This is a genomic window from Xenorhabdus bharatensis, assembly GCF_037996705.1.
In the GTDB taxonomy this organism is placed as follows: Bacteria; Pseudomonadota; Gammaproteobacteria; order Enterobacterales; family Enterobacteriaceae; genus Xenorhabdus; species Xenorhabdus bharatensis.
This window is the reverse complement of the sequence record NZ_JBBMXG010000006.1, coordinates 61,369-82,901: the sequence shown is the minus strand read 5'-3', so window position 1 is coordinate 82,901 and position 21,533 is coordinate 61,369. Positions and strand designations below refer to the sequence as shown.

Annotated in this window: 13 protein-coding genes, 3 tRNA genes and 1 pseudogene; 10 read left to right on the top strand and 7 right to left on the bottom strand. The window is 43.7% G+C overall.

Annotation, left to right across the window (positions count from 1 at the left end; all coding sequences use genetic code 11):
* Nucleotides 1-12 precede the first annotated feature (12 nt).
* Genes AAC855_RS07640 through recD form a run of 5 tightly spaced genes read left to right on the top strand, consistent with a single transcriptional unit; the run spans nucleotide 13 to nucleotide 12,239 of the window.
* On the top strand, nucleotides 13-393 hold the full coding sequence (locus AAC855_RS07640) for a prepilin-type N-terminal cleavage/methylation domain-containing protein (RefSeq protein ID WP_340609005.1): 381 nt from the start codon (nucleotides 13-15) through the stop codon (nucleotides 391-393).
* Nucleotides 386-3,766 carry an exodeoxyribonuclease V subunit gamma gene (gene recC / locus AAC855_RS07635; RefSeq protein WP_340609004.1) on the top strand — a complete coding sequence of 1,127 codons (3,381 nt, stop codon included), beginning with the start codon at nucleotides 386-388 and terminating at the stop codon, nucleotides 3,764-3,766. The genes AAC855_RS07640 and recC overlap by 8 nt, the downstream gene beginning before the upstream one ends.
* 25 nt (nucleotides 3,767-3,791) lie before the next feature.
* Complete coding sequence (gene ptrA / locus AAC855_RS07630; RefSeq protein WP_340609003.1) at nucleotides 3,792-6,677, top strand: pitrilysin; 2,886 nt, start codon at nucleotides 3,792-3,794, stop codon at nucleotides 6,675-6,677.
* Nucleotides 6,674-10,288: an exodeoxyribonuclease V subunit beta gene (gene recB / locus AAC855_RS07625; RefSeq protein WP_340609002.1), complete on the top strand. Its 3,615-nt coding sequence runs from the start codon at nucleotides 6,674-6,676 to the stop codon at nucleotides 10,286-10,288. Before ptrA ends, recB begins: the two co-directional genes overlap by 4 nt.
* A 19-nt stretch (nucleotides 10,289-10,307) precedes the next feature.
* On the top strand, nucleotides 10,308-12,239 hold the full coding sequence (gene recD, locus AAC855_RS07620) for an exodeoxyribonuclease V subunit alpha (protein ID WP_340609113.1): 1,932 nt from the start codon (nucleotides 10,308-10,310) through the stop codon (nucleotides 12,237-12,239).
* A gap of 8 nt (nucleotides 12,240-12,247) precedes the next feature.
* Here the strand turns inward: recD and argA are convergent, their stop codons facing one another.
* Nucleotides 12,248-13,582, bottom strand: coding sequence for an amino-acid N-acetyltransferase (gene argA / locus AAC855_RS07615; RefSeq protein WP_340609001.1), 1,335 nt, complete (start codon nucleotides 13,580-13,582; stop codon nucleotides 12,248-12,250).
* 241 nt (nucleotides 13,583-13,823) lie between these two features.
* On the opposite strand from argA, the gene amiC reads away from it, so the two are divergent.
* On the top strand, nucleotides 13,824-15,068 hold the full coding sequence (gene amiC, locus AAC855_RS07610) for an N-acetylmuramoyl-L-alanine amidase AmiC (RefSeq protein WP_340609000.1): 1,245 nt from the start codon (nucleotides 13,824-13,826) through the stop codon (nucleotides 15,066-15,068).
* A gap of 28 nt (nucleotides 15,069-15,096) precedes the next feature.
* Here amiC and AAC855_RS07605 read toward each other — a convergent pair whose 3' ends face one another.
* Entirely contained in the window at nucleotides 15,097-15,699 is a 603-nt protein-coding gene (locus AAC855_RS07605) for a hypothetical protein (protein WP_340608999.1), read from the bottom strand.
* A 497-nt stretch (nucleotides 15,700-16,196) separates the two neighbouring features.
* Between AAC855_RS07605 and AAC855_RS07600 the strand changes: the two are divergent.
* Nucleotides 16,197-16,337: pseudogene (locus AAC855_RS07600) on the top strand (N-acetylmuramoyl-L-alanine amidase); the annotation flags it as partial.
* A gap of 28 nt (nucleotides 16,338-16,365) precedes the next feature.
* Here AAC855_RS07600 and AAC855_RS07595 read toward each other — a convergent pair.
* Together AAC855_RS07595 and AAC855_RS07590 are read right to left on the bottom strand one after the other, a co-directional pair.
* On the bottom strand, nucleotides 16,366-17,100 hold the full coding sequence (locus tag AAC855_RS07595) for a hypothetical protein (protein ID WP_340608998.1): 735 nt from the start codon (nucleotides 17,098-17,100) through the stop codon (nucleotides 16,366-16,368).
* A 259-nt stretch (nucleotides 17,101-17,359) separates the two neighbouring features.
* Nucleotides 17,360-18,091 (bottom strand): hypothetical protein, encoded by a 732-nt coding sequence (locus AAC855_RS07590; protein ID WP_340608997.1) that lies wholly within the window; start codon nucleotides 18,089-18,091, stop codon nucleotides 17,360-17,362.
* A 383-nt stretch (nucleotides 18,092-18,474) separates the two neighbouring features.
* Here AAC855_RS07590 and AAC855_RS07585 point away from each other — a divergent pair, with 383 nt between their 5' ends.
* On the top strand, nucleotides 18,475-18,813 hold the full coding sequence (locus tag AAC855_RS07585) for a DUF2834 domain-containing protein (protein WP_340608996.1): 339 nt from the start codon (nucleotides 18,475-18,477) through the stop codon (nucleotides 18,811-18,813).
* A 106-nt stretch (nucleotides 18,814-18,919) separates the two neighbouring features.
* Here AAC855_RS07585 and AAC855_RS07580 read toward each other — a convergent pair.
* The 3 genes from AAC855_RS07580 to AAC855_RS07570 all read right to left on the bottom strand — a co-directional run bounded on the left by AAC855_RS07580 (nucleotide 18,920) and on the right by AAC855_RS07570 (nucleotide 19,255).
* Nucleotides 18,920-18,996: transfer RNA gene (locus tag AAC855_RS07580), tRNA-Met, on the bottom strand.
* 53 nt (nucleotides 18,997-19,049) lie between these two features.
* Nucleotides 19,050-19,126 (bottom strand) — tRNA-Met (locus AAC855_RS07575).
* A gap of 52 nt (nucleotides 19,127-19,178) precedes the next feature.
* Nucleotides 19,179-19,255, bottom strand: a tRNA-Met gene (locus tag AAC855_RS07570).
* A gap of 225 nt (nucleotides 19,256-19,480) precedes the next feature.
* Here AAC855_RS07570 and mltA point away from each other — a divergent pair.
* Together mltA and tcdA are read left to right on the top strand one after the other, a co-directional pair.
* The gene (gene mltA / locus AAC855_RS07565) at nucleotides 19,481-20,596 is read left to right on the top strand and encodes a murein transglycosylase A (protein ID WP_340608995.1); all 1,116 of its coding nucleotides are present in this window, start codon (nucleotides 19,481-19,483) and stop codon (nucleotides 20,594-20,596) included.
* A 116-nt stretch (nucleotides 20,597-20,712) separates the two neighbouring features.
* On the top strand, nucleotides 20,713-21,525 hold the full coding sequence (tcdA, locus tag AAC855_RS07560; RefSeq protein ID WP_099120204.1) for a tRNA cyclic N6-threonylcarbamoyladenosine(37) synthase TcdA: 813 nt from the start codon (nucleotides 20,713-20,715) through the stop codon (nucleotides 21,523-21,525).
* Nucleotides 21,526-21,533: the final 8 nt, after the last annotated feature.

Genomic DNA, 21,533 nt, shown 5'->3' with positions numbered 1-21,533 from the left:
TGAAAATTGTTTATGAAAATAGCCCCGATAAAACAGAAGAACAACCGACAGAGCGGTATAAGCCTGCCGGAGGTTATGGTGGCATCTGTAGTGTTTGCTATCTCCCTGTTAGGTTTGATGCGTTACCATCAGGCGCTGTCATCAAATTTCCAGCAGTATTGGCAGCAACTCAAGGCAGTAAAGCTGGCACATGAACAATTGGAACGATATGAACCATCAGAAGGCAAACCTCCACGGGATGAAATGACGCCACAACAAGGATGGGAAATTGAATTTCAGCAGGAATTTGAATTATCGGGGTGCTACCGGATAACGGTGAAGGTGACAAAAGGCTATAATCCTTCAGGTAAATTAGAACGCTGGTTTTGTGCAGGTGGGAGTATTGATGTTTAAAGTTTATCATTCAAATCAACTTGATCTTCTGAAGGAGTTGATGGCGATATTTATCGGGGAAAACCCCCTCGCCAACCCATTTGACAAAGAAGTGATTCTGGTTCAAAGCCCCGGTATGTCACAGTGGCTGCAAATTCAGCTGGCTGAAAAACTGGGGATTGCGGCAAATATTGAGTTTCCACTGCCGGCAACGTTTATCTGGCAGATGTTCACCGTAGTATTACCCGACGTTCCTAAAGAAAGTGCATTCAGCAAAGATGCTATGAAATGGAAACTGATGACACTTCTGCCTGATTTGTTAACAGAACCGGAATTTATAGCACTCAGGCATTATCTTGATCAGGATAACGATAAACGCAAAATTCACCAATTGGCTGGTAGAGTAGCTGACCTGTTTGACCAGTATTTGGTTTATCGTCCGCAATGGCTGGAAAGCTGGGAAAAGGGGCAGCTTGTTGAAGGGCTGAGTGCCAGTCAGGAGTGGCAAAAACGGCTATGGATTGCACTGAACGAATATACCCTTCAATTGCAGCAGCCTATGTGGCATCGTGCCAATTTATATAGCCGATTTATTTCAACGCTGGAAGAGGGCAATTTTCCTCGGGAAAAACTGCCTTCACGGGTTTTTATCTGTGGCATATCTTCCCTGCCACCCACTTATATGCAGGTAATTAAGGCGTTGGGGCAACAGATTGATATTCATCTGATGTTTACCAATCCATGCCAATATTACTGGGGGGATATTCAGAGTTACACATTTCTCGCCAGACTGAAAAGCCGTAAACCTAAACATTACCGCACTCAGAAAAACCTGGAGCGGTTCCGGGATCCGGATAATGCCTCTTCTCTTTTCAATGAAGAAGGTGAACAGGAACTGAGTAATCCGTTACTGGCATCATGGGGAAAACTGGGCCGAGATAATCTTTATCTGCTGTCACAGTTGGAGCCAGATGCTGATATTCATGGCTTTGTTGAACAGGAACCGGGCTGCCTTTTACATCAGATCCAGCGTGATATTCTGGACCTTGAAGATCATGCCCAGATTGGTTCCACAGACAATACATTCAACAATAGCCTGAAAAAGCGCCCGATTGATCGGAAAGATCGCTCCGTGTCTTTTCACTCATGCCATAGCCCACAAAGAGAAGTCGAAGTTTTGCAGGATTATATCCTGCGCCTGTTAGATGAAAATTCCGCTCTGACGCCACGGGATATTATTGTGATGATGGCGGATATCGACAGTTATACGCCTTATATTCAGGCTGTATTCGGTAATGCCCCGAGTGAACGTTATATCCCTTTTGCCATTTCAGACCGTAAAGCCCGTCAGGCGCATCCGGTATTACAGGCTTTCATTACTCTGCTGGATTTACCTCAAAGCCGCTTTACCGCAGAGCAGGTATTAGCACTATTAGAAGTCCCTGCACTGGCGGGTAAATTTTCAATTCAGGAAGAAGGGCTGCGTTTATTACGCCGTTGGGTAAAAGAATCCGGGATCTGTTGGGGGTTGGACGATGACAACATTGAAGCGCTGTCTTTGCCAGCTACAGGGCAGAATACCTGGCATTTCGGCCTGACCCGTATGCTATTGGGTTATGCGATGGATAGCCATGCAGGGCCGTGGAATGATGTTTTACCTTATGATGAATCCAGTGGATTGGCGGCAGAGCTGGCCGGGCAACTGGCTGAATTTCTGATGGAGCTAAACCGCTGGCGCAAAATCCTGAGTGAAGAACAGCCTCTGGCGGACTGGCTCGCTATTTGTCCGCAATTGCTGGAAACCTTTTTTATCGCGGATGATGAAACAGAGCTGGTATTGGCATTAATTACCCAGCAATGGCAGAAAGTGGTAGAAAATGGCTTGTATGCACATTATGACCAAAAAATACCGTTGGTATTGCTGCGTGATGAACTGGCCCTGCGTTTTGATGATGAAAAGATAAGCCAGCGTTTTCTGGCGGGTTCACTGAATTTCTGTACCCTGATGCCAATGCGTTCTGTTCCTTTTAAAGTTGTTTGTCTGCTGGGAATGAATGATGGGGTTTATCCGCGAACTATTCCGCCGCTTGGTTTCGATCTCATGGCAGAAAAAAGCCAGAGAGGTGATCGGAAACGGCGTGATGATGACCGCTATCTGTTTCTGGAAGCCTTGATCTCAGCAGAGGAATGTCTTTATGTCAGCTACATCGGTAAATCAATCCGCGATGATAAAGAGTGTAACCCCTCCGTATTGGTGAATGAACTGCTGGATTATATTTGTCAGAGTTGCCGCTTGCCGGAAGATGAGATGCTGAACGTTGATGACAGCGCAAAAAGGCTCAGAAGTCATTTATTGCTCCAGCATACCCGTGTCCCTTTTGCGATAGAAAATTTTCAGCCTGAACATGAACAACAAAGTTATGCGGCTGAATGGCTGCCGGCGGCCAGTTTGCAGGGAGTTTCCCCGGTTTATTTTGGTCAGCCATTAGATTGGGACACCAGCGAAATAAAAGAAGTGTCACTGGATGAGCTGGTGCGGTTCTATCGCCATCCTGTCAGGGCATTCTTTCAGCAAACACTGAAAGTCCATTTTATTATTGAAGAAACGGAACTGCCTGAAGAAGAGCCTTTTGTATTAGATCACCTGCAACGTTATCAATTCAACCAATTACTGCTGAATATCCTGATTGAGCAGGAGCAGCCCGAATCGCTGTTTTACCACTTGCGGGCATCTGGCGGGCTGCCACATGGCGCGTTCGGGGAGGTTTACTGGCTTAATCAGTTGGAGGCGATGCAGTTACTGGCAGATAAGATCCGTGAAGAGAGAGTGGAGAGTTCTGTTATTGAGCTATGCTATGAGTTGGATACTGTCACGTTGACCGGAAAAGTGAATAAAGTTCAACCGGATGGAATTTTATGTTGGCGTCCGGCGAACTTAACTGCCAATGATGGTATCCAACTATGGATTGAACACCTTGCCTATTGTCTTTCTGGAGGAGACGGCGAAAGCCGCATATACGGAAGAGAAAACAGTGCATGGCGTTTTTCACCATTATCAGTTAACGAGGCCAGAAATTATCTGAATCATCTGGTTGCTGGTTATTTTCAGGGGATGACAGAACCTTTACCCTTATTTTGCCGAAGCGGTTGGGCATGGCTTGAGGCTTGTTATGACAGGGAAAACCAGCAGATCGATTTTAGTGAAGAAGCTCAGCAAAAAGCAGAAAGTAAATTAATGCAGCAATGGCTGGGAGCACAAGGAAAAAATGGTGAAATTGCCGATGCATATACTCAAAGGGCATTCAGGCAGGTCGATCAATCATTTTGGGTTCGCATGAAACACGAGGTACAGCGTTATTTGTTACCCATGGCGCACCATCTAAAAAAGACATAACAGGCAATAGGGAGAATATTAGGTAATGCCTAAACAGGTTATTCGCATCATGACGATGCTTTTTTTATTTTTCTGGGAAGTCACAGTATATGCCAAATCGTCTTGGCTGCCGTTACCGGAAACGATCCATAAAAGTGAGCGTGACTCTCGTGAATATCGCGCTATTCAACTGCAAAATGGAATGACAGTCCTGTTGGTTTCAGATGAAAAAGCGGTTAAGTCACTGGCGGCAGTAGCGCTTCCTGTCGGCCATATGGAGAACCCGGATAATCAGCTTGGGCTGGCCCATTATCTGGAGCATATGGTGCTGATGGGGTCTAAACGCTATCCTCAGCCGGGCGGTTTTGCCGAGTTTTTACAGAAAAATGGAGGAAGCCGTAATGCCAGCACTTCATCTAACAGAACCGCTTTTTATCTGGAAGTTGATAACGGGGCTTTAGCAGAAGCGACAGATCGTATGGCCGATGCACTTGCGGAGCCTTTACTCGATCCGGTCAATGCAGATCGTGAGCGTCATGCCGTTGATAACGAGATGACAATTGCCCGTGCAGGTGAAGGGCATCGAATCTGGCAAATCCGTTCAGAAACGCTTAATCCGGCACACCCTAACGCCCGTTTTGCTGGTGGTAATCTGGAAACACTGAAAGATAAGCCAGACAGCCAGTTACAGACGGCGCTTGTGGATTTTTATCAGCGTTACTACTCAGCCAACCTGATGAAAGGGGTGCTGTATGGAAACCAGTCGATAGACAAACTGGCTCAGATTGCCGCAGAAACGTTTGGTCGTATTCCGAATCGGAATGCTTCGGTGCCTGCTATTACAGTCCCGGCGATAACAGAGAAAGAAGAAGGCATCATTATCCATTACGTGCCATCCAAACCGTACAAATCATTGCAACTGGAGTTCAGTATTCCTAATGAAATTGCAAATTTTCGCAGTAAAACCGAAGGGTACATTAGTTATCTGATTGAAAATCGCAGTGAAAATACGTTGTCTGATTGGTTACTGAAACAGGGGCTATCCGAAGGGATCAGTGCCAGTGCTAACCCGAATGTTGATGGTAACTCAGGTTCATTCAGTATTTATGTCACATTGACCGATAAAGGTCTCCAACAGCGTGATCAGGTTATTGCTGCCATCTTTGCTTACATTAACCTGTTGAAACAGAAAGGCATTCAACAGAGTTATTTTGATGAAATGGTTAAGGTATTCAATTTGTCATTCAAGTACGCATCCATCGTACGGGATATGAACTATATTGAATCGTTAGCTGATATGATGCTGATAGTGCCGGTTTCCCATGTGCTGGATGCCCCCTATCTTGCTGATAAATATAACCCTAAGGCTATTCTCAGTCGGTTGGATCAACTGACACCTGAAAATGCCCGCATCTGGTTTACCAGCCCGGAAGAACCACACAACAAAGAGGCTTATTTTGTTCAGGCACCGTATCAGGTGAATAAAATCAGTCCAAAACAGCTTGCGGAATGGCAAAAACTTGAAAAAGGAATGTCATTTTCCTTACCGGAGCTGAACCCTTATATTCCTGATAACTTAACTCTGATTAAAGCATCTGGTAGCCAGAAACATCCCCGAATGATTCTGGAACAGCCTAAAGTGCGTTTGTTTTATATGCAAAGCCAATATTTTGCGGATGAACCGAAAGCAAACATCGTACTGGAGCTACGTAATCCCGATGGCATGAAAAGTGCCAAAGAACAGGTCACTTACTCACTGTTATCTTACCTGTCTGATCTTGCACTGAATCAGCTTGGCTATCAGGCATCAGTTGCCGGTATGGGGGCTTCAGTCGGATATGCGGATGGGCTACAAATAGGAGCATATGGTTATACTCAGCATTTACCTGAGTTATTAACTTCTACCATTAGCCAGTACATGGCATTTACGCCAACTCAGACGGAACTGCAACAAGCGAAGTCCTGGTATCGTAACCAACTGGAAATTGCGAATGAGGGCAAAGCTTATGAAATGGCAATGCAGCCTGTTTCCAGCTTATCTGGTGTGCCTTATATCGAACAGGCTGACCTTCTGAAATCGCTGGATGGCATCAGCATTGATGATGTCATTAAATACCGTCAGAAGATGATCCAAAGTGCGGCTTTACAAGCGATGATCTTTGGTAATTTAACTGAAAAGCAAAGTATCGATATTATTAACGCTGCACATAAACAGCTCGGGAATCAGGGAACAGAGTGGTGGAGCGGTGAGCATATCGAATTGGATCGCAATTATGCCGTGAATTTTGAAGGTACTGCCAGTAGCACCGATAATGCGTTGGCTGAGATTTATATTCCAACGGGATATGATCGCATCACTGGGGCTGTCTATTCCAATCTGTTGAGTCGCATTTTATCTCCTTGGTTCTATGATCAATTAAGAACAACAGAACAGCTGGGTTACGCAGTATTCGCTTTTAATTCAAGTGTCGGAGAACAGTCTGGGTTGGGATTCCTGTTACAGAGTAACAGTAAACAGCCGGATTACCTGCACCAGCGATACCTGAGCTTCTATCAGCAGGCTGAAAAGAAATTACAGGCAATGCCCGATGCTGAATTTGAGCAGTATAAAACGGCATTACTGACGGAAATGCGTCAGCCGCCACAGACTTTTTTTGGCGAAGCATCCCGTTATAGCAGTGATTTTGGCCGTAATAACTTCAGGTTTGATACAAAAGAGAAACTGCTGACTTCCCTTGAGAAAGTGACTAAAGCACAATTGATGGCGTTTTACGATAAAGCAGTCATGAAACGTCAGGGACTGGCACTTGTTTCACAGATCACCGGGAAGAAAGGCTCGCTTCATCAATATGCGCAGTTGAAAGGCTGGAAAACTTATCCGAATGTATCCACCTTCCAGCAAAAACTACCGGTTAAGGTGAATGCTCAGTGAGCACAGAAATACTCAGTAACATAACGTCTCATCAACTTAACCCATTAACATTGCCGCTGCATGGTCAGCGGCTGATTGAGGCTTCAGCAGGAACAGGAAAGACCTATACGATAGGTTTACTCTACTTGCGTCTGTTACTCGGACTGGGCGGCGATGCCGCCTTTTTCCGTCCGCTTAACGTTGAAGAGATCCTGGTTGTCACCTTTACCGAGGCTGCAACGGATGAATTACGGGGTCGTATCCGCGAAAATATTCACCAGCTACGGCTGGCATGTATTCGGCAGGATAACGACGTGAGTGATCCGGTTTATCAGCAATTGCTGGCCGAGATTCCTGACAGGCAAAGTGCCGCCGCTTGGCTACTGGCTGCTGAACGTCAGATGGACGAAGCGGCAATCTACACGATCCACGGTTTTTGCCAGCGTATGTTGGTGCACAATGCATTTGAATCCGGTGTATTGTTCGAGCAGACACTGATTCAGGATGAACATCCTCTGCGTAAGCAGGGGTGTGCCGATTTCTGGCGACGTCACTGTTATCCCTTATCTTTGTCAATGGCGACGGTGATCAGTCAGGAATGGAGCGGGCCGGAGGCTCTGCTGATGGATGTTTTAGCCCATTTGCAGGGGGATATGCCTTATATTGATAATGTGCCGGATGAGAATGAAACCTTAGTCAGCCGCCATGAAAAGATAATCACCCTGATCGACGGTGTAAAACAGCAGTGGAATGAAGCAATACCGGATTTACAGGCGCTGATTGATAATTCAGGAGTGGATAAACGCAGTTACAGTAAGAAGCATTTGCCTAACTGGCTAAATAGCGTTTCTGAATGGGCTAAATCACAAACCAGAGACTATCAGCTTCCTAAGGAACTGGATAAATTCTGCCAGTCAAGACTGGAGGAAAAGACCAAAAAGGGCGAGGTTCCTTATCATTCCGTATTTACTGCTATTGATGATTTATATCAGCAACCGCTGACTCTGCGCGATATCATCCTCTCTAAAGCGATTGTTGAAATACGCCAGTCCGTTAATCAGGAAAAGCTGATGCGTGGGTATATGGGGTTTGATGACCTTCTGACGCGATTAGATATTGCTCTGAAACGGGAAGGAGGAGAGCAGTTGGCGGAGACGATCAGGCAGCGCTATCCCGTTGCTATGATTGATGAGTTTCAGGATACCGATCCGCAACAATACCGGATCTTTCAGGCTATCTATCGTCATCAGGCGGAAAATGGCCTGTTGTTCATTGGCGACCCAAAACAAGCTATTTATGCATTTCGTGGCGCGGATATTTTCACTTATATCCGGGCGCGTTCTCAGGTCAGTGCGCATTACACGCTGGAAACTAACTGGCGTTCTTCCGCACCGATGGTGCAGGCCGTCAATACGCTGTTTTCTCATACTGAGAAGCCGTTTTTGTTTGACCAGATCCCGTTTATTCATGTCAATTCCGCAGAAAAAAATCATAACCTGAAATTCCTGTTTAATGGTCAGGAACAGACGGCCTTACAATTTTGGCTTCAGTCTGTAGAAGGCGTTTCAAAAGGTGAATATGAAAAGGGAATGGCAAAACTGTGCGCAGCCCAAATCAGAGACTGGTTGCAGGCAGGGCAAAACGGTGATGCCTGCTTGCAACAAAATGAAACGAGCCGCCCGGTTACTGCGGCGGATATTACAGTACTGGTGCGCAATCGCCGTGAAGCAGCCCTAATCCGTGATGAATTGAATGAATTGCAAATCCAGTCGGTCTTTCTTTCCAATCGTGAAAGCGTGTTTGATACGCCGGAAGCGAAAGATTTGCTCTGGCTGTTACAGGCGGTGTTAGCACCGGAAAAAGAACGTGTACTGAGAAGTGCATTAGCCAGTAGTTTATTCGGTCTGAGTGCCCGTCAGATCGATGAGCTGAACCATGACGAAACGACATGGGATAAGCTGGTGGATGAGTTTGATGGTTACGCGCGGTTGTGGCGTTCTCGGGGTGTTCTGCCGATGTTGCGGGCTGTCATGGGGAAATATCAGATTGCAGAAAACCTGCTGGCAGGCTATGAAGGTGAGCGTCGTCTGACTGATGTCATGCACATCGGTGAGCTGTTGCAGGAAGAATCGTTACAACTGGATAGTGAACACGCAGTAGTGCGCTGGCTGGCACAACAGATTTCCCGTCCTGACCCACAGTTAGAAAGCCAGCAAATGCGGTTGGAAAGTGATAAACATCTGGTGCAGATTTGCACTATTCATAAATCAAAGGGGTTGGAGTACCCGTTGGTCTGGCTGCCTTTTATTTGCAGTTTCAGGAAGCAGGAGCAGGCTATTTATCATGACCGTCAGAATTTTGATACCCATTTCAGTATGTTTCAGGATAGTGAGAAACTGGAATTAGCAGATGAAGAGCGTTTGGCTGAAGATTTACGTCTGCTTTATGTGGCTCTGACACGCTCGGTATATCACTGTAGTGTTGGTATCGCACCGCTGATTGTCGGCAATAGGAAAAAAACCGGAGATACAGATTTGCACTTTTCTGCTCTTGGTTATTTGGTGCAGAAAGGGCAAAAAGGCAATGCTGAATTATTACTGCATAGCTTAGATGAACTTCAGGATGACAATATTCAGGTGACACAGATAGAAAACTTCGGAGATGAACAGTGGGATCCTCAAAGGGAAAACACGTTGTCTCTGGTTGCCAGAAAATTCCGGCGTTTCATCCGGGATGACTGGAGAGTGACCAGTTACTCCGGCTTACAAAACGCGTCTGCACATTCATCTTCCCAGCGTCATACCAGCGCATTCGGTGAATCGGTGGAAGTGATTGTGCAATCCATTGCACCGAAACTGGATATTGATGCCAGCGGTGAAAAACAGGCCGAGCCATCATTGCTGATGACACCACATACTTTTCCCCGTGGTGCAACCGCAGGTACTTTTCTGCATTCTATTCTGGAAGATCTGGATTTCAGCTCCCGGCCGGAACAGCTTTGGCTGGAAGAGAAACTGTCAACAGCAGGGTTTGATGAAAGCTGGGCACCGGTTTTGCAACAATGGATGACGGATGTTCAGACGGCAGAACTGAATGAGCAGGGTATGCGCCTTGCAGATATTCCGCGCCATCATCAACAAAATGAGATGCAGTTTTATCTGCCTGTTGATCAGTTACTGCATTCCAACGCGCTGGATGCGGTGACCCATCGTTATGATCCATTGTCAGCACAGTGCACACCATTATCTTTTCATCAGGTGAAAGGCATGTTGAAAGGGTTTATTGATTTGGTGTTTTGCTGGCAGGGTAAGTTTTATGTGGTGGATTATAAATCAAACTGGCTGGGAGAAAGCAGCGGTTCATATACTCAGGAAGCAATGGCCACTGCCATGATAGAGCATCGGTATGATTTGCAGTATCAGCTCTATACACTGGCCCTGCATCGTTATCTGCGTCACCGGCTGGGGAACTATGATTATCGGCAGCATTTTGGTGGAGTGATATACCTTTTTCTGCGTGGCATCGATAATAATAATCCGGGGCATGGTATTTATCGCTATCTGCCGCCGGTTGAGTTTGTTGATGAACTGGATGCGCTTTTCAGCGCGGCTGGTGAGGAAGAGAAGGTATGAGTGCAGTTATATGAATGTCATGATGTCATTATTGCAGCAGGCAGTAGCCCAGAAACTACTGCGTCCATTGGATGTGCAGTTTGCCTATGCGATGGTTGAAGATGAAAACCCATTGCTGTTATTAATTACCGCCTATTTGAGTGCGGAAGCGGGGGCTGGTCATGTTTGCCTGCCTTTAGAACGTGTTACGCCTGAACATTTATTTGAAGGGCGCAATCCCGAGCTGGTGGCATCACTCTGGTCTTTGGCTGGAGAACCTTCCCGGCAACAGATTATTTCTGCATTGCAGGCCAGTCCCGCCATCGGAGACGGGCAATTTCCTACACCGATCATACTTTCCCGGCGCGGGCTTTCTGATTATCGCCTTTACCTACAGCGTATGTGGCAGAGTGAATGTCAGGTAGCGGCATTTTTTGCTGATGTGGCATTAGCGGATGATATTGATGAAAAACAGTTACGTCGCATCTTAGATGAGTTATTTGGTGTTATTGATAAAGATCTGGCTGTTGAAGAAGAAATTGACTGGCAGAAAGTGGCCGCTGCGGTTGCTGTGACCAGCCGTATCTCTGTTATCTCCGGCGGCCCCGGAACCGGGAAAACAACGACGGTAGCAAAATTACTGGCTGCGTTGATTAAGCTGAATGAGGGGCGGCAGTTAAGTATTCAGCTAGCCGCTCCGACGGGGAAAGCGGCGGCCAGATTGACGGAATCGCTCAGCGAAGCAGTGAGTAAGCTTGCTTTGACAGATGAACAGCGCCGCAGCATCCCAGATCAGGCGCAAACCATTCATCGTTTATTGGGAGCACAGCCGGAAAGCCAGAAACTTCGTTACCATCGGGGTAATCCGCTTTCTCTGGATATTCTGATCATAGATGAAGCTTCTATGGTGGATTTACCGATGATGGCCCGTCTGATTGAAGCCTTGCCAGCAAAAGCGAAAGTCATTTTTCTGGGTGATAAGGATCAGTTGGCATCCGTGGAAGCGGGAGCGGTTTTAGGGGATATCTGTCGATTTGCTGAACAGGGGTATAGTGTGGCACGTGCAGCACAGTTGTCCCGGTTAACCGGCTGCCAGTTAGCGTCATATTCAGAGTATGAGCCGGAAGATGCTGAGCTGGCAGTACGTGATAGCTTATGCCTGCTGCGTAAAAGTTATCGCTTTAATTCCGCATCCGGTATCGGGCAACTGGCCTCAGCGGTCAATCAGGGAAATAGCAGGCGTGTTTCCACGGTACTGAAACAACCTTTGTCTGATGTCTACTTCAATACTTTGGCTGATGATGAAGATTATCAGCGGTTACTGATTGAAACTGCTGAAGGTTATCAACGTTATTTGACTCTGGTGAAAGAAAGGGCACCTGAAAAGGAGATTCTGACAGAGTTTAACCGTTTCAGATTACTCAGTGCATTAAGGGATGGGCCATTTGGTGTCAGTGGGTTGAACCAGAGAGTAGAACAATTATTGCACAGTAAAGGGATGGTTGTTTTACCGAGATATTCAGGGAATCGGCACAGCTACAGTAAAAAAGAATACGTAGAAAAAGAAAACCGGGGCTATGTCGGTCGGCCGATTATGATCCTACGTAATGACAGCACATTGGGGCTGTTTAACGGGGATATCGGCATTATGCTTAAGGATCAGGATAACGAGCTGAAAGCTTATTTTCAGTTATCGGACGGGCAGATAAAACCTTTTCAGCCAAGTCGATTGCCTCTGCATGAAACGGCATATGTAATGACAGTACATAAATCGCAGGGTTCTGAGTTTGAGCACACGGCATTAGTGCTGCCGACCCAGTTTTCCCCTGTTGTCAGCCGGGAGCTGGTTTATACAGCGTTGACCCGCGCCCGTGAAAAACTGACTATTTATGCGCATAAAGCTGTTCTGGTTAAAGCGGTAGCGACACCCACTCAAAGGCGGAGTGGGCTGGCCGAATGGTTTAAAGCCTAACCTATTCTTTAATGCACTTTCAGGTTTAACATCAGGATCTTGGAGCGGCGCTGGTAATTGTACAGCGCCTGTTTTTCCACAGGTAACATCGTAATTTCTGCGGGCTCAAAGCCTTTCTCCTGAAACCAGTGAATACTTTGCGTGGTCAGAACAAATAATTTTTCCAACCCGGTCTGCCGAGCCTGATTCATCATTGCATCCAATAAAACTTCACCGCGTGCAGAGTTCTGATAATCCGGATGTACAGCAACACAGGCCATTTCGCCGATTTTCTCTTCAGGATAGGAATAGAGTGCTGCACAGGCGATAGTGATATTATCGAGTTCTATCAGGGTAAATTTATCGATTTCCATTTCCAGTTGTTCACGTGAACGGCGAACCAGAATCCCCTTCTGCTCCAGTGGGCGGATCAACTCAAGGATGCCACCAATATCATTGATATTCGCCCGGCGGATCTGTTCGGATCGCTCCATGACAATCTGGGTGCCGATGCCTTCGCGGGAGAACAATTCCTGAATGAGTGAGCCATTCTCTTGATAACTGAGCAGATGACTGCGCCGAACGCCACGGCGGCAGGCTTTAATGGCTCCACGCAGGAAACGTACTGTCCCGGAGGAGTAATCACCGGCGTTTTCCAGATTATTCAGCCGTGTTTCTCCTTCATTGGGGAACATTTCTGATAAGGTATGCCCCTCAGCATCAGTGACACCCTGTGATGAACAGAACCCTATCAGTTTTTCGGCTTTCAGTTTAATTGCCAGTTGTGCAGCAATTTCTTCCGTTGTCAGATTAAAACTTTCACCGGTAACGGAAACCGCAACCGGCCCAATAAGTACAATGGAGTTATTATCTAACTGCTGATTGATGGCTTCATCATCAATTCGGCGAATTCGTCCGCTGTGGTAATAGTCGATGCCGTCATCAATGCCTAAAGGCTGAGCAATAATAAAATTGCCGCTCACGACATTAATATGTGCGCCCTGTAATGGTGTATTACTGAGGCTCATAGAAAGCCGTGCGGTAATATCAAGTTGTAGCAAGCCTGCGGCCTGTTTAACCAAATCCAGTGTTCGGGCATCGGTTACCCGGGTGTACTTGTGATAAACCGGCTGGCAGTGATGTTCTTTGAGATTTTGATCGATTTGCGGGCGGGCACCGTACACGACAACCAGACGAATGCCGAGACTGTGCAGCAAACCGATGTCATTGACGATATTCGGAAAGTTTTCATGAGCGATAGCTTCACCACCCAGCATAATGACAAAAGTTTTGTTGCGATGTGCATTGATATACGGAACCGAATGCCGGAAGATTTCGACCAATTCGGTACTACTTTCTTTCATGAAGCTCCCCTTTATTGCATTTTTATTCGTATTTTTTATATTTTTATTCATTAAAGGGAAAATGGCAAGAGTGAGTACGGATTAAAAGAATACTATTATTTCTATGAGTATTAAGCTATTGAAGGAACAGGAAATGCTTTTTTTGATGACAGTTTGGTTGTAATTAATTAGAGTTTCCCACCTGACTGTCTTTTGCTTTTTAACAAAAGTTACTGTTTGATTGTTTTAAATGGAATAAATAATGAGTCATTCAGACCATAATTCTTCGCGTCGTCGTTTACTGAAAGGTGCAGCGGCTCTGTGGCTATTAAGTATCAGCCCCGTAGGGCATGCAGCTGCATCAAAAGTGATTGCTGTCCGTATCTGGCCGGCATCAAGTTATACCCGCGTGACGCTGGAGTCTAATATTCCTCTTAAATACCGTCAGTTTTCACTTGTGAATCCAAACCGCATTGTTATTGATTTGCAAGGGGTTCAGCTTAATAGTGTGCTTAGTAGTATGGGCGCGAAGATTCAGAAAAGTGACCCTTATCTGAAACTGATACGGGCCGGGCAATTTGATCCCAAAACGGTGCGTCTGGTATTTGAAATTAAACAACCTGTTTCGCCACATATTTTTACTTTGCCACCGATTGCGGAATTTAAACATCGTCTGGTGCTGGATCTCTATCCAAAAGCTGCGAAAGTTGATGATGATCCGTTACTGGCTCTGTTAGAAGAGTACAACAGCGGGAATCTCGAAAAGCATATGCCGGCAAAGAGAAAAAAAGCAGGCAAGGCAGGAAAAGACAGGCCGATTGTGATAATGCTTGATCCGGGGCACGGCGGTGAAGATCCGGGCGCTATCGGGAAGCATAAAACCCGTGAGAAAGATGTTGTTTTACAAATTGCCCGTCGCTTACAGGCTCTCATTAAACGTCAGCCGGGGATGAAAGTGTATATGACCCGCAATGAAGACGTTTTTATTCCATTGACTGTCAGAGTCGCAAAAGCACGTAAGATGCAGGCAGATCTGTTTGTCTCCATCCATGCGGATGCTTTTACTAATCGTACGATTCGGGGATCTTCTGTATTTGCGCTGTCGACTAAAGGGGCAACCAGTAATATGGCCCGTTTTCTGGCTCAGACCCAAAATGAGGCTGATCTGATTGGTGGGGTCAGTAAAAGTGGTGACAAGTATCTGGATCATACGATGCTGGATCTGGTTCAGACCGCAACGATCAATGACAGTCTGAAATTCGGGGATGAAGTCCTGAAACGAATGGGGAAAGTGAATAAGCTGCATAAAAACAGTGTCGATCAGGCTGGGTTTGCCGTATTAAAAGCACCGGAAATACCGTCCATTCTGGTTGAAACGGCCTTTATCAGTAATCCGGAAGAAGAAAAAAAGCTACGTACTGCGAAATTTCAGCAGCAAATAGCGGAGTCTATTTTTTCGGGAATTAAAACCTACTTTAAGAATGGGGCTGAATTGGCACGAAGGTGAAATGTTCCCCAAAAAAATAGAGATAACATTATAGGGTATTAAATAACTGGGAAAATTCTCCAGAATAGTTCTCCATATATCTATAATTTTCCCATAGCGCCTTTTCAGTCTCCCAAGGAGGGTAAACAGGAGCATAATTTTGCCAGAATTGTATTTTTTCAGCTACGTTAGCGTTATGTCTATTTCTGAATAGCCACCTTAATTCTTTTCCTGTTACATATTTGTCACGTTTGTAAACCACGCGTTCCATATCTATCTCGTCCAGTATAAAGTGAACATGCATATTGCAAGTTAATCCACTATTACTGACACTGCTTATCCACGACAATCCGCCTTTAGATTTTCTGCCCACAGTTAGATCACTACATACTGGGCTTTCTTCAAGTACAGTGTGATATTTACTATGATTTTTCAAGTGATTAAAGAAATCATTTTCATATTTCTTATATTCATCTAATTGTGTTTTCTCTAACTGGGTACGGTAATTGTTTGCTCTTTTAGCATAAGCGGCTTTTTCTTCGGGACTTTTCCAGTTAGTCTTTCTGTTATAATGATTAACAAAATTGTTAAATAACTTTTCAAAATGATAGGAGTACTCCTTACCCCGCGTGACACGCGGGGTAAGGAACACCGCATGCTGATACTCTCACTATTATGAAAAGGTATATAAAACGCTTTTTCTCCACGGGAATTAAATAATCATCAATAATTATTGGTGGACAATCGTTGTTAACGAAGCGAGTTTTGGCAAGTTTAAAGGAATCAATATTTTTATTATAAACATATATAGCTCTCTGATTACTTAAACCATAAATGATGTCATCTTGGTGAAAAATATCTCTAAAAGGCTTTGAAAATGGCATATTGCGACCTTCATTCTTTAATGGTTTGAAGACAGCTAACTATAGCAATGGTTTGTTAATGAAATGTATTTTTTTTGTATTATTTTATAAATGATTATCAACCATGACAAACCTGCATTTTGAAGTTAGATTGATATATTATGTTGTATTTTAATAAGTATCAGTATATTTCGTTGGTGTAATGACTTAACTTAAATAAAACGTTTCAGGATTTCAATCATGACGAGATTTTACTTAGTTTTGACTATGTTAGGTACGGTAATCCCTTGGTAAAATGGCTTTTATCAGTAATCCGGAAGAAGAAAAAAAGCTACGTACTGCGAAATTTCAGCAGCAAATAGCGGAGTCTATTTTTTCGGGAATTAAAGCCTACTTTAAGAATGGGGCTGAATTGGCACGAAGGTGAAATATTCCCCGAAAAAATAGAGATAACATTATAGGGTATTAAATAACTGGGAAAATTCTCCAGAATAGTTCTCCATATATCTATAATTTTCCCATAGCGCTTCTTCAGTTTCCCAAGGTGGAGAAGTGGGAGTTCCGTCTTTCCAAAATTGCACCTGTTGAGCTACTCTAATCTCGTGTCTATTCCGGTAAAGCCATCTTAACTCTTTTCCTGTTATATTATAATCACGTTTATTAACGACTCTATCCATATTTATATCATCAAGTATGAAATGGATATGCATATTGCGGGTTAAATCACTATTACTCATGCTTACCCATGATAGTCCTCCTTTACATTTTCTTCCCAAATTTAAGTTAGCTTTCATGTTTGAATTTTCATCGAGAGTCGTACGATATTTATAGTGTTCTTTCAGATGATCCCAAAAAGAAGTTTCGTATTCTTTATATTCCGGTTTTTTAATATATTCAACTCTGCTGTAGTAATTCTCCATTTTTTCGCGATAATATTCTTTTTCATCGGCGTTTTCCCAGTCATTTTCCTTAACCCTTGTGTTATAAATTATCATAAATTCAGTGATGATTTGTTTATCTATAGGCAATAGATAATTATCTATAACCACAGGCGGATAACGTTGTTCGCAAAAATTAACTTTGGCTATTTCAAATTTGGGGTGATTAATATAATTATTTCTCTGGTCAGTTAAACCATATATTAAATCACCATGACAAAAAATGTCTCTAAAAGGCTTTGAAAATGGCATATTTTATCCTTATTTCGAAAATAAATTCATGCTAATAATTATTAACTACATTGTTTTATTCTAACTTTATTCTAAATTATCTAAGCAAGAATAATACCTTGCTTAAAGATGTATCTCTTTGGTTGACGTATTTTTAATTTACCTATTAGTGTTGTTCAAATAATATATTAAATGTTTTTCGCGGATTAAAGCCTACTTTAAGTATGGGGCTGAATTGGCACAAGGTGAAATATTTCCTCAAAAAATAGAGATGATATCATCAAATATTAAATAACTGAGAAAACGTTCCAGAATAGCCCTCCCCGGGTATATAATTTTCCCATATCGCTTCTTCAGTTTCCCAGGGTGGAAGAGTGGGGTTATCAGCGCACCAAAATTGTACCTTTGTAGCTACATAAGGGGATTTTCTATTCCGGTAAAGCCACCTTAACTCTTTTCCTGTTATATTATCATCACGTTTATTAACGACTGTATCCATATTTATATCATCAAGTATGAAATGGATATGCATACTGTTGGTTAATTGATTTCCACTCAAAGTTACCCATAACAAACCTCCTTTACATTTTCTTCCCATAGTGTTTTTATCATATTCTAACTCTTCATTAAGAGCGGTTTTGTATTTATTGTGATTTTCAATAAATCCAAAGAAATCATTTTCATACATGCTATAATTTTTATTATTTTTGTCGGCATATTTAAAGGAAAAGTCGAAGTAATTTACCTGCTTTTTGAATTCTTCTTTGTCGTAACCGTCCCAATCATTTTGTTGAGTTCTTCTATCATATTCATCCATCTTTTCCTGCATATAAATTCTATCTATTGGTGTTAAATATTTATCAATAACTACGGGTGGATAACTATTATTTATATTACAGATACGAGCGGTTTCAAATGGTTCTTTGTTAAGATATTTATATCTGATATTTGTTAATCCGTATATCAAGTCGCCTCGATTAAATTGTGTTCTGAATGGAGGAAAGAAGGGCATATTTTTATCCTTATTGGGAAAACTAATTCACACTATACACTTCGTCTTTCAAGTTGCCTATTTGTTGGCTGCGCTCGTTCACCACCGCCACCGTTTTTATAAATATACGGTTATGCTCTTTAGGATGGTCTCCCTTGCCGCGCGATGCATCTTGAAATCCAATGTATATAATAATTATTTATTAGTTAAAAATATTTAATTTTAGCCTTATTCTAAATTATTTAAAAAATAGTGATATCTTTGTTTAAAGAATTATATCTTTGTTTGGTGCGTTTTTAATTTACCTATTAGTGTTTTTCATCTAATATATTAAATGTTTTTAATATTAGCATGTTGTGTTAATGGAATTATTTAACTTAAATAAGCAATTAAGGATTTAAATCATGAAACGATTTTACTTAGTTTTGACTATTTTAGGTGCGGTAATCCCTTGGTATTTTGTTTTCTTGTTTTTAGCCGAAAACGGTTTAAACGTGTCTTTGTTTATACAGCTTTTATTGGGAAATGATGCCTCTCGCTTCTTTGTGGCTGATGTCGTTGTTTCAGCTATCGTGTTAATTTTCTTTGTTGTTTATGAAAGCAGACGCCTGAAAATGCCAAATGGTATTTATTCCCTGTTAGGTTTGTGTATGGGTGTATCATTTGCATTACCCTTATTTCTCTATATGAGAGCAAGGCATATGGAAGAGAGTGTTACACTTGAAACCAAACAGCTTTGTTGAAAAACAGCATAGTGATATTTGTGGTATTAGACAAGGAAAAATAAGTGTAAAAAAGAAGATAATTAAGCTGGAAAGTTGGGAAGAAATAAGATGTGAATCTGGGAATTGGTTGCGGGGGCCGGATTTGAACCGACGACCTTCGGGTTATGAGCCCGACGAGCTACCAGGCTGCTCCACCCCGCGTCCGTCTAACTGCTTGCAAATGCTAAATTGTCTCGATAAAAAGTATATCGAATTGGTTGCGGGGGCCGGATTTGAACCGACGACCTTCGGGTTATGAGCCCGACGAGCTACCAGGCTGCTCCACCCCGCGTCCGTCTAACTACTGCAAATGCTAAATTGTCTCGATAAAGAGTATATCGAATTGGTTGCGGGGGCCGGATTTGAACCGACGACCTTCGGGTTATGAGCCCGACGAGCTACCAGGCTGCTCCACCCCGCGTCCGATGTGGGCACACTATACTCTGGATCCTTTCCGTTGCAAGCTTTTTTGTTGATATTTACCAATTTTGTTTGCTTATGGGTTAAAAATAAAGCGCTCTGTTTTATTTTTGTTCATTTGTGATTTAAATAGCATAATCTATTTTTTTCTAACTACATTTTATTATTTATACAGGTTTGATATTGTTCGCTGTCAGATTAGGGATGGCAGGAAATGGAGCATAATATGAAACTTTGGAGTAAATATTTTTTATGTGGCGTCGCCATTTCTTTACTATCTGCTTGTCATCAGCGCCCGCCTGAACAAGGGCAGCAAACTGGGCAAGGACAGCAGTATAAGGATGGCCATTTTGCTCAGGATTTCCGGCTGGTTGATACACCAAATACGCAAGGCTCTCCCGTCAATATCAGTGATTTTGCCACTCAGGTGAGATTAATCAGCGAAACTTCTCCCAAACTGTATGCCAGCCATCGCGCAACTTTTGATGCAATTGAAAACTGGACGCAGGATGGTGGCGATGTCCGCAATTTAAATCAGTTCGGTCTGCTTGCTTATCAGATGGAAGGCGAAGACAACTACGGTAATGTCAAATTTACGGGTTACTATACGCCTATTTTGCAGGCTCGCCACAGCAGGCAAGGGGAATTTAAATATCCTCTGTACCGGATGCCGGCTAAATCGGTTTCCCGCTTACCGGATCGCTCAGCTATCTATAATGGTGCCCTCAGTAAAAAATGGATCATCGGCTACAGCAATTCCCTGATTGATAATTTTTTCATGGAAGTGCAAGGCAGTGGTTATGTGGATTTTGGTGATAACAGCCCGCTGACGTTTTTCGGTTATGGTGGGAAAAATGGTCAGGTTTATCGCAGCATAGGCAAGGCATTGATTGAGAAGGGAGATATTCCCCGCGAAAAAATGTCAATGAAAGCGATTCGCCAGTGGGCTGAACAGAATAATGAATCTGATGTGAGACAAATTCTGGAGCAAAACCCGTCTTTTGTATTTTTTAAACCAGAGCCATATACTCCGGTTCGGGGAGCCAGCGCCGTGCCTTTAGTTGCCAAAGCCTCAGTTGCATCAGATAAAATATTGGTTCCGCCCGGAACAGTATTACTGGCAGAAGTGCCTGTGCTGGATAATTTGGGGCAGTTCACCGGGCAATATCGGATACGTTTGTTGGTGTCACTGGATGTCGGTGGCGCGATAAAAGGTCACCATTTCGATATTTATCATGGTGTTGGTGGCAGAGCCGGTGAAATGGCCGGTTTCTATAATCACTACGGGCGTGTCTGGATATTAAAGAAAGCATCAACTGGCTTTTTGGCGGCAAACCAGTAAGATCCTGCTCAGTTCAAATTATCGATCACCTGCCATCTCTTACCTATTTATGACCGGTTATCTGTCAAAAAATAGCGGTATCAGCTGGCAGAGGTTTTATTCAGGATTTATTAATGATGCAAGTTTCTCTCTCTGATGCTTATCTTCAACGTTTTGCTGGTACTGCACGGTTATATGGCCAGAAAGCGCTTTCATTATTTGCTCGTTCACATGTCTGCGTTGTCGGTATTGGTGGTGTAGGGTCATGGGCGGCGGAAGCGTTGGCTCGCACGGGCATCGGGGCGATCACGCTGATTGATATGGATGATGTCTGTATCACGAATACTAACCGCCAGTTGCATACACTGGTACAGAATGTGGGGTTAGCAAAAACGGACGTGATTGCGGAGCGGATACGGGCAATTAATCCTGAATGTCGCGTCACCTGTATTGATGACTTTGTTACACCGGATAATGTGGCGGAGCTGATATCAGCGGATTTTGATTATGTCATTGATGCTATTGACAGCGTTCGCCCGAAAGCCGCTTTGTTGGCTTATTGCCGCCGCTATAAGATCCCTGTGGTGACAACCGGAGGCGCTGGCGGGCAACTTGATCCCACTCAGATTCAGGTAGTGGATCTAGCCAAAACCGTGCAAGACCCTTTGGCTGCTAAATTAAAAGAACGCCTGAAATCTGATTATCGTGTTGTGAAAAACGGTAAAGGAAAACTGGGTATTGACTGTGTTTTCTCAACAGAACAGTTGGTATACCCACAATCTGACGGTACGGTATGTGCGGCTAAAAGTACGGCTGATGGTTCGAAACGGATGGATTGTGCTTCTGGTTTTGGTGCCGCAACCATGGTTACGGCAACTTTTGGATTTGTTTCTGTCTCTCACGCATTAAAGAAAATGGTCGCTAAAGCAGAGCGGGAGAATCGCCTTTAGTAATGTTA

Bases quoted from the DNA above. Each gene is read 5' to 3' on its own strand.
- AAC855_RS07640 (WP_340609005.1), top strand. From the start codon at position 13: ATGAAAATAGCCCCGATAAAACAGAAGAACAACCGACAGAGCGGTATA.
- recC (WP_340609004.1), top strand. From the start codon at position 386: ATGTTTAAAGTTTATCATTCAAATCAACTTGATCTTCTGAAGGAGTTG.
- ptrA (WP_340609003.1), top strand. From the start codon at position 3,792: ATGCCTAAACAGGTTATTCGCATCATGACGATGCTTTTTTTATTTTTC.
- recD (WP_340609113.1), top strand. From the start codon at position 10,308: ATGATGTCATTATTGCAGCAGGCAGTAGCCCAGAAACTACTGCGTCCA.
- argA (WP_340609001.1), bottom strand. From the start codon at position 13,582: ATGAAAGAAAGTAGTACCGAATTGGTCGAAATCTTCCGGCATTCGGTT.
- amiC (WP_340609000.1), top strand. From the start codon at position 13,824: ATGAGTCATTCAGACCATAATTCTTCGCGTCGTCGTTTACTGAAAGGT.
- AAC855_RS07595 (WP_340608998.1), bottom strand. From the start codon at position 17,100: ATGCCATTTTCAAAGCCTTTTAGAGACATTTTTTGTCATGGTGATTTA.
- AAC855_RS07590 (WP_340608997.1), bottom strand. From the start codon at position 18,091: ATGCCCTTCTTTCCTCCATTCAGAACACAATTTAATCGAGGCGACTTG.
- AAC855_RS07585 (WP_340608996.1), top strand. From the start codon at position 18,475: ATGAAACGATTTTACTTAGTTTTGACTATTTTAGGTGCGGTAATCCCT.
- mltA (WP_340608995.1), top strand. From the start codon at position 19,481: ATGAAACTTTGGAGTAAATATTTTTTATGTGGCGTCGCCATTTCTTTA.
- tcdA (WP_099120204.1), top strand. From the start codon at position 20,713: ATGCAAGTTTCTCTCTCTGATGCTTATCTTCAACGTTTTGCTGGTACT.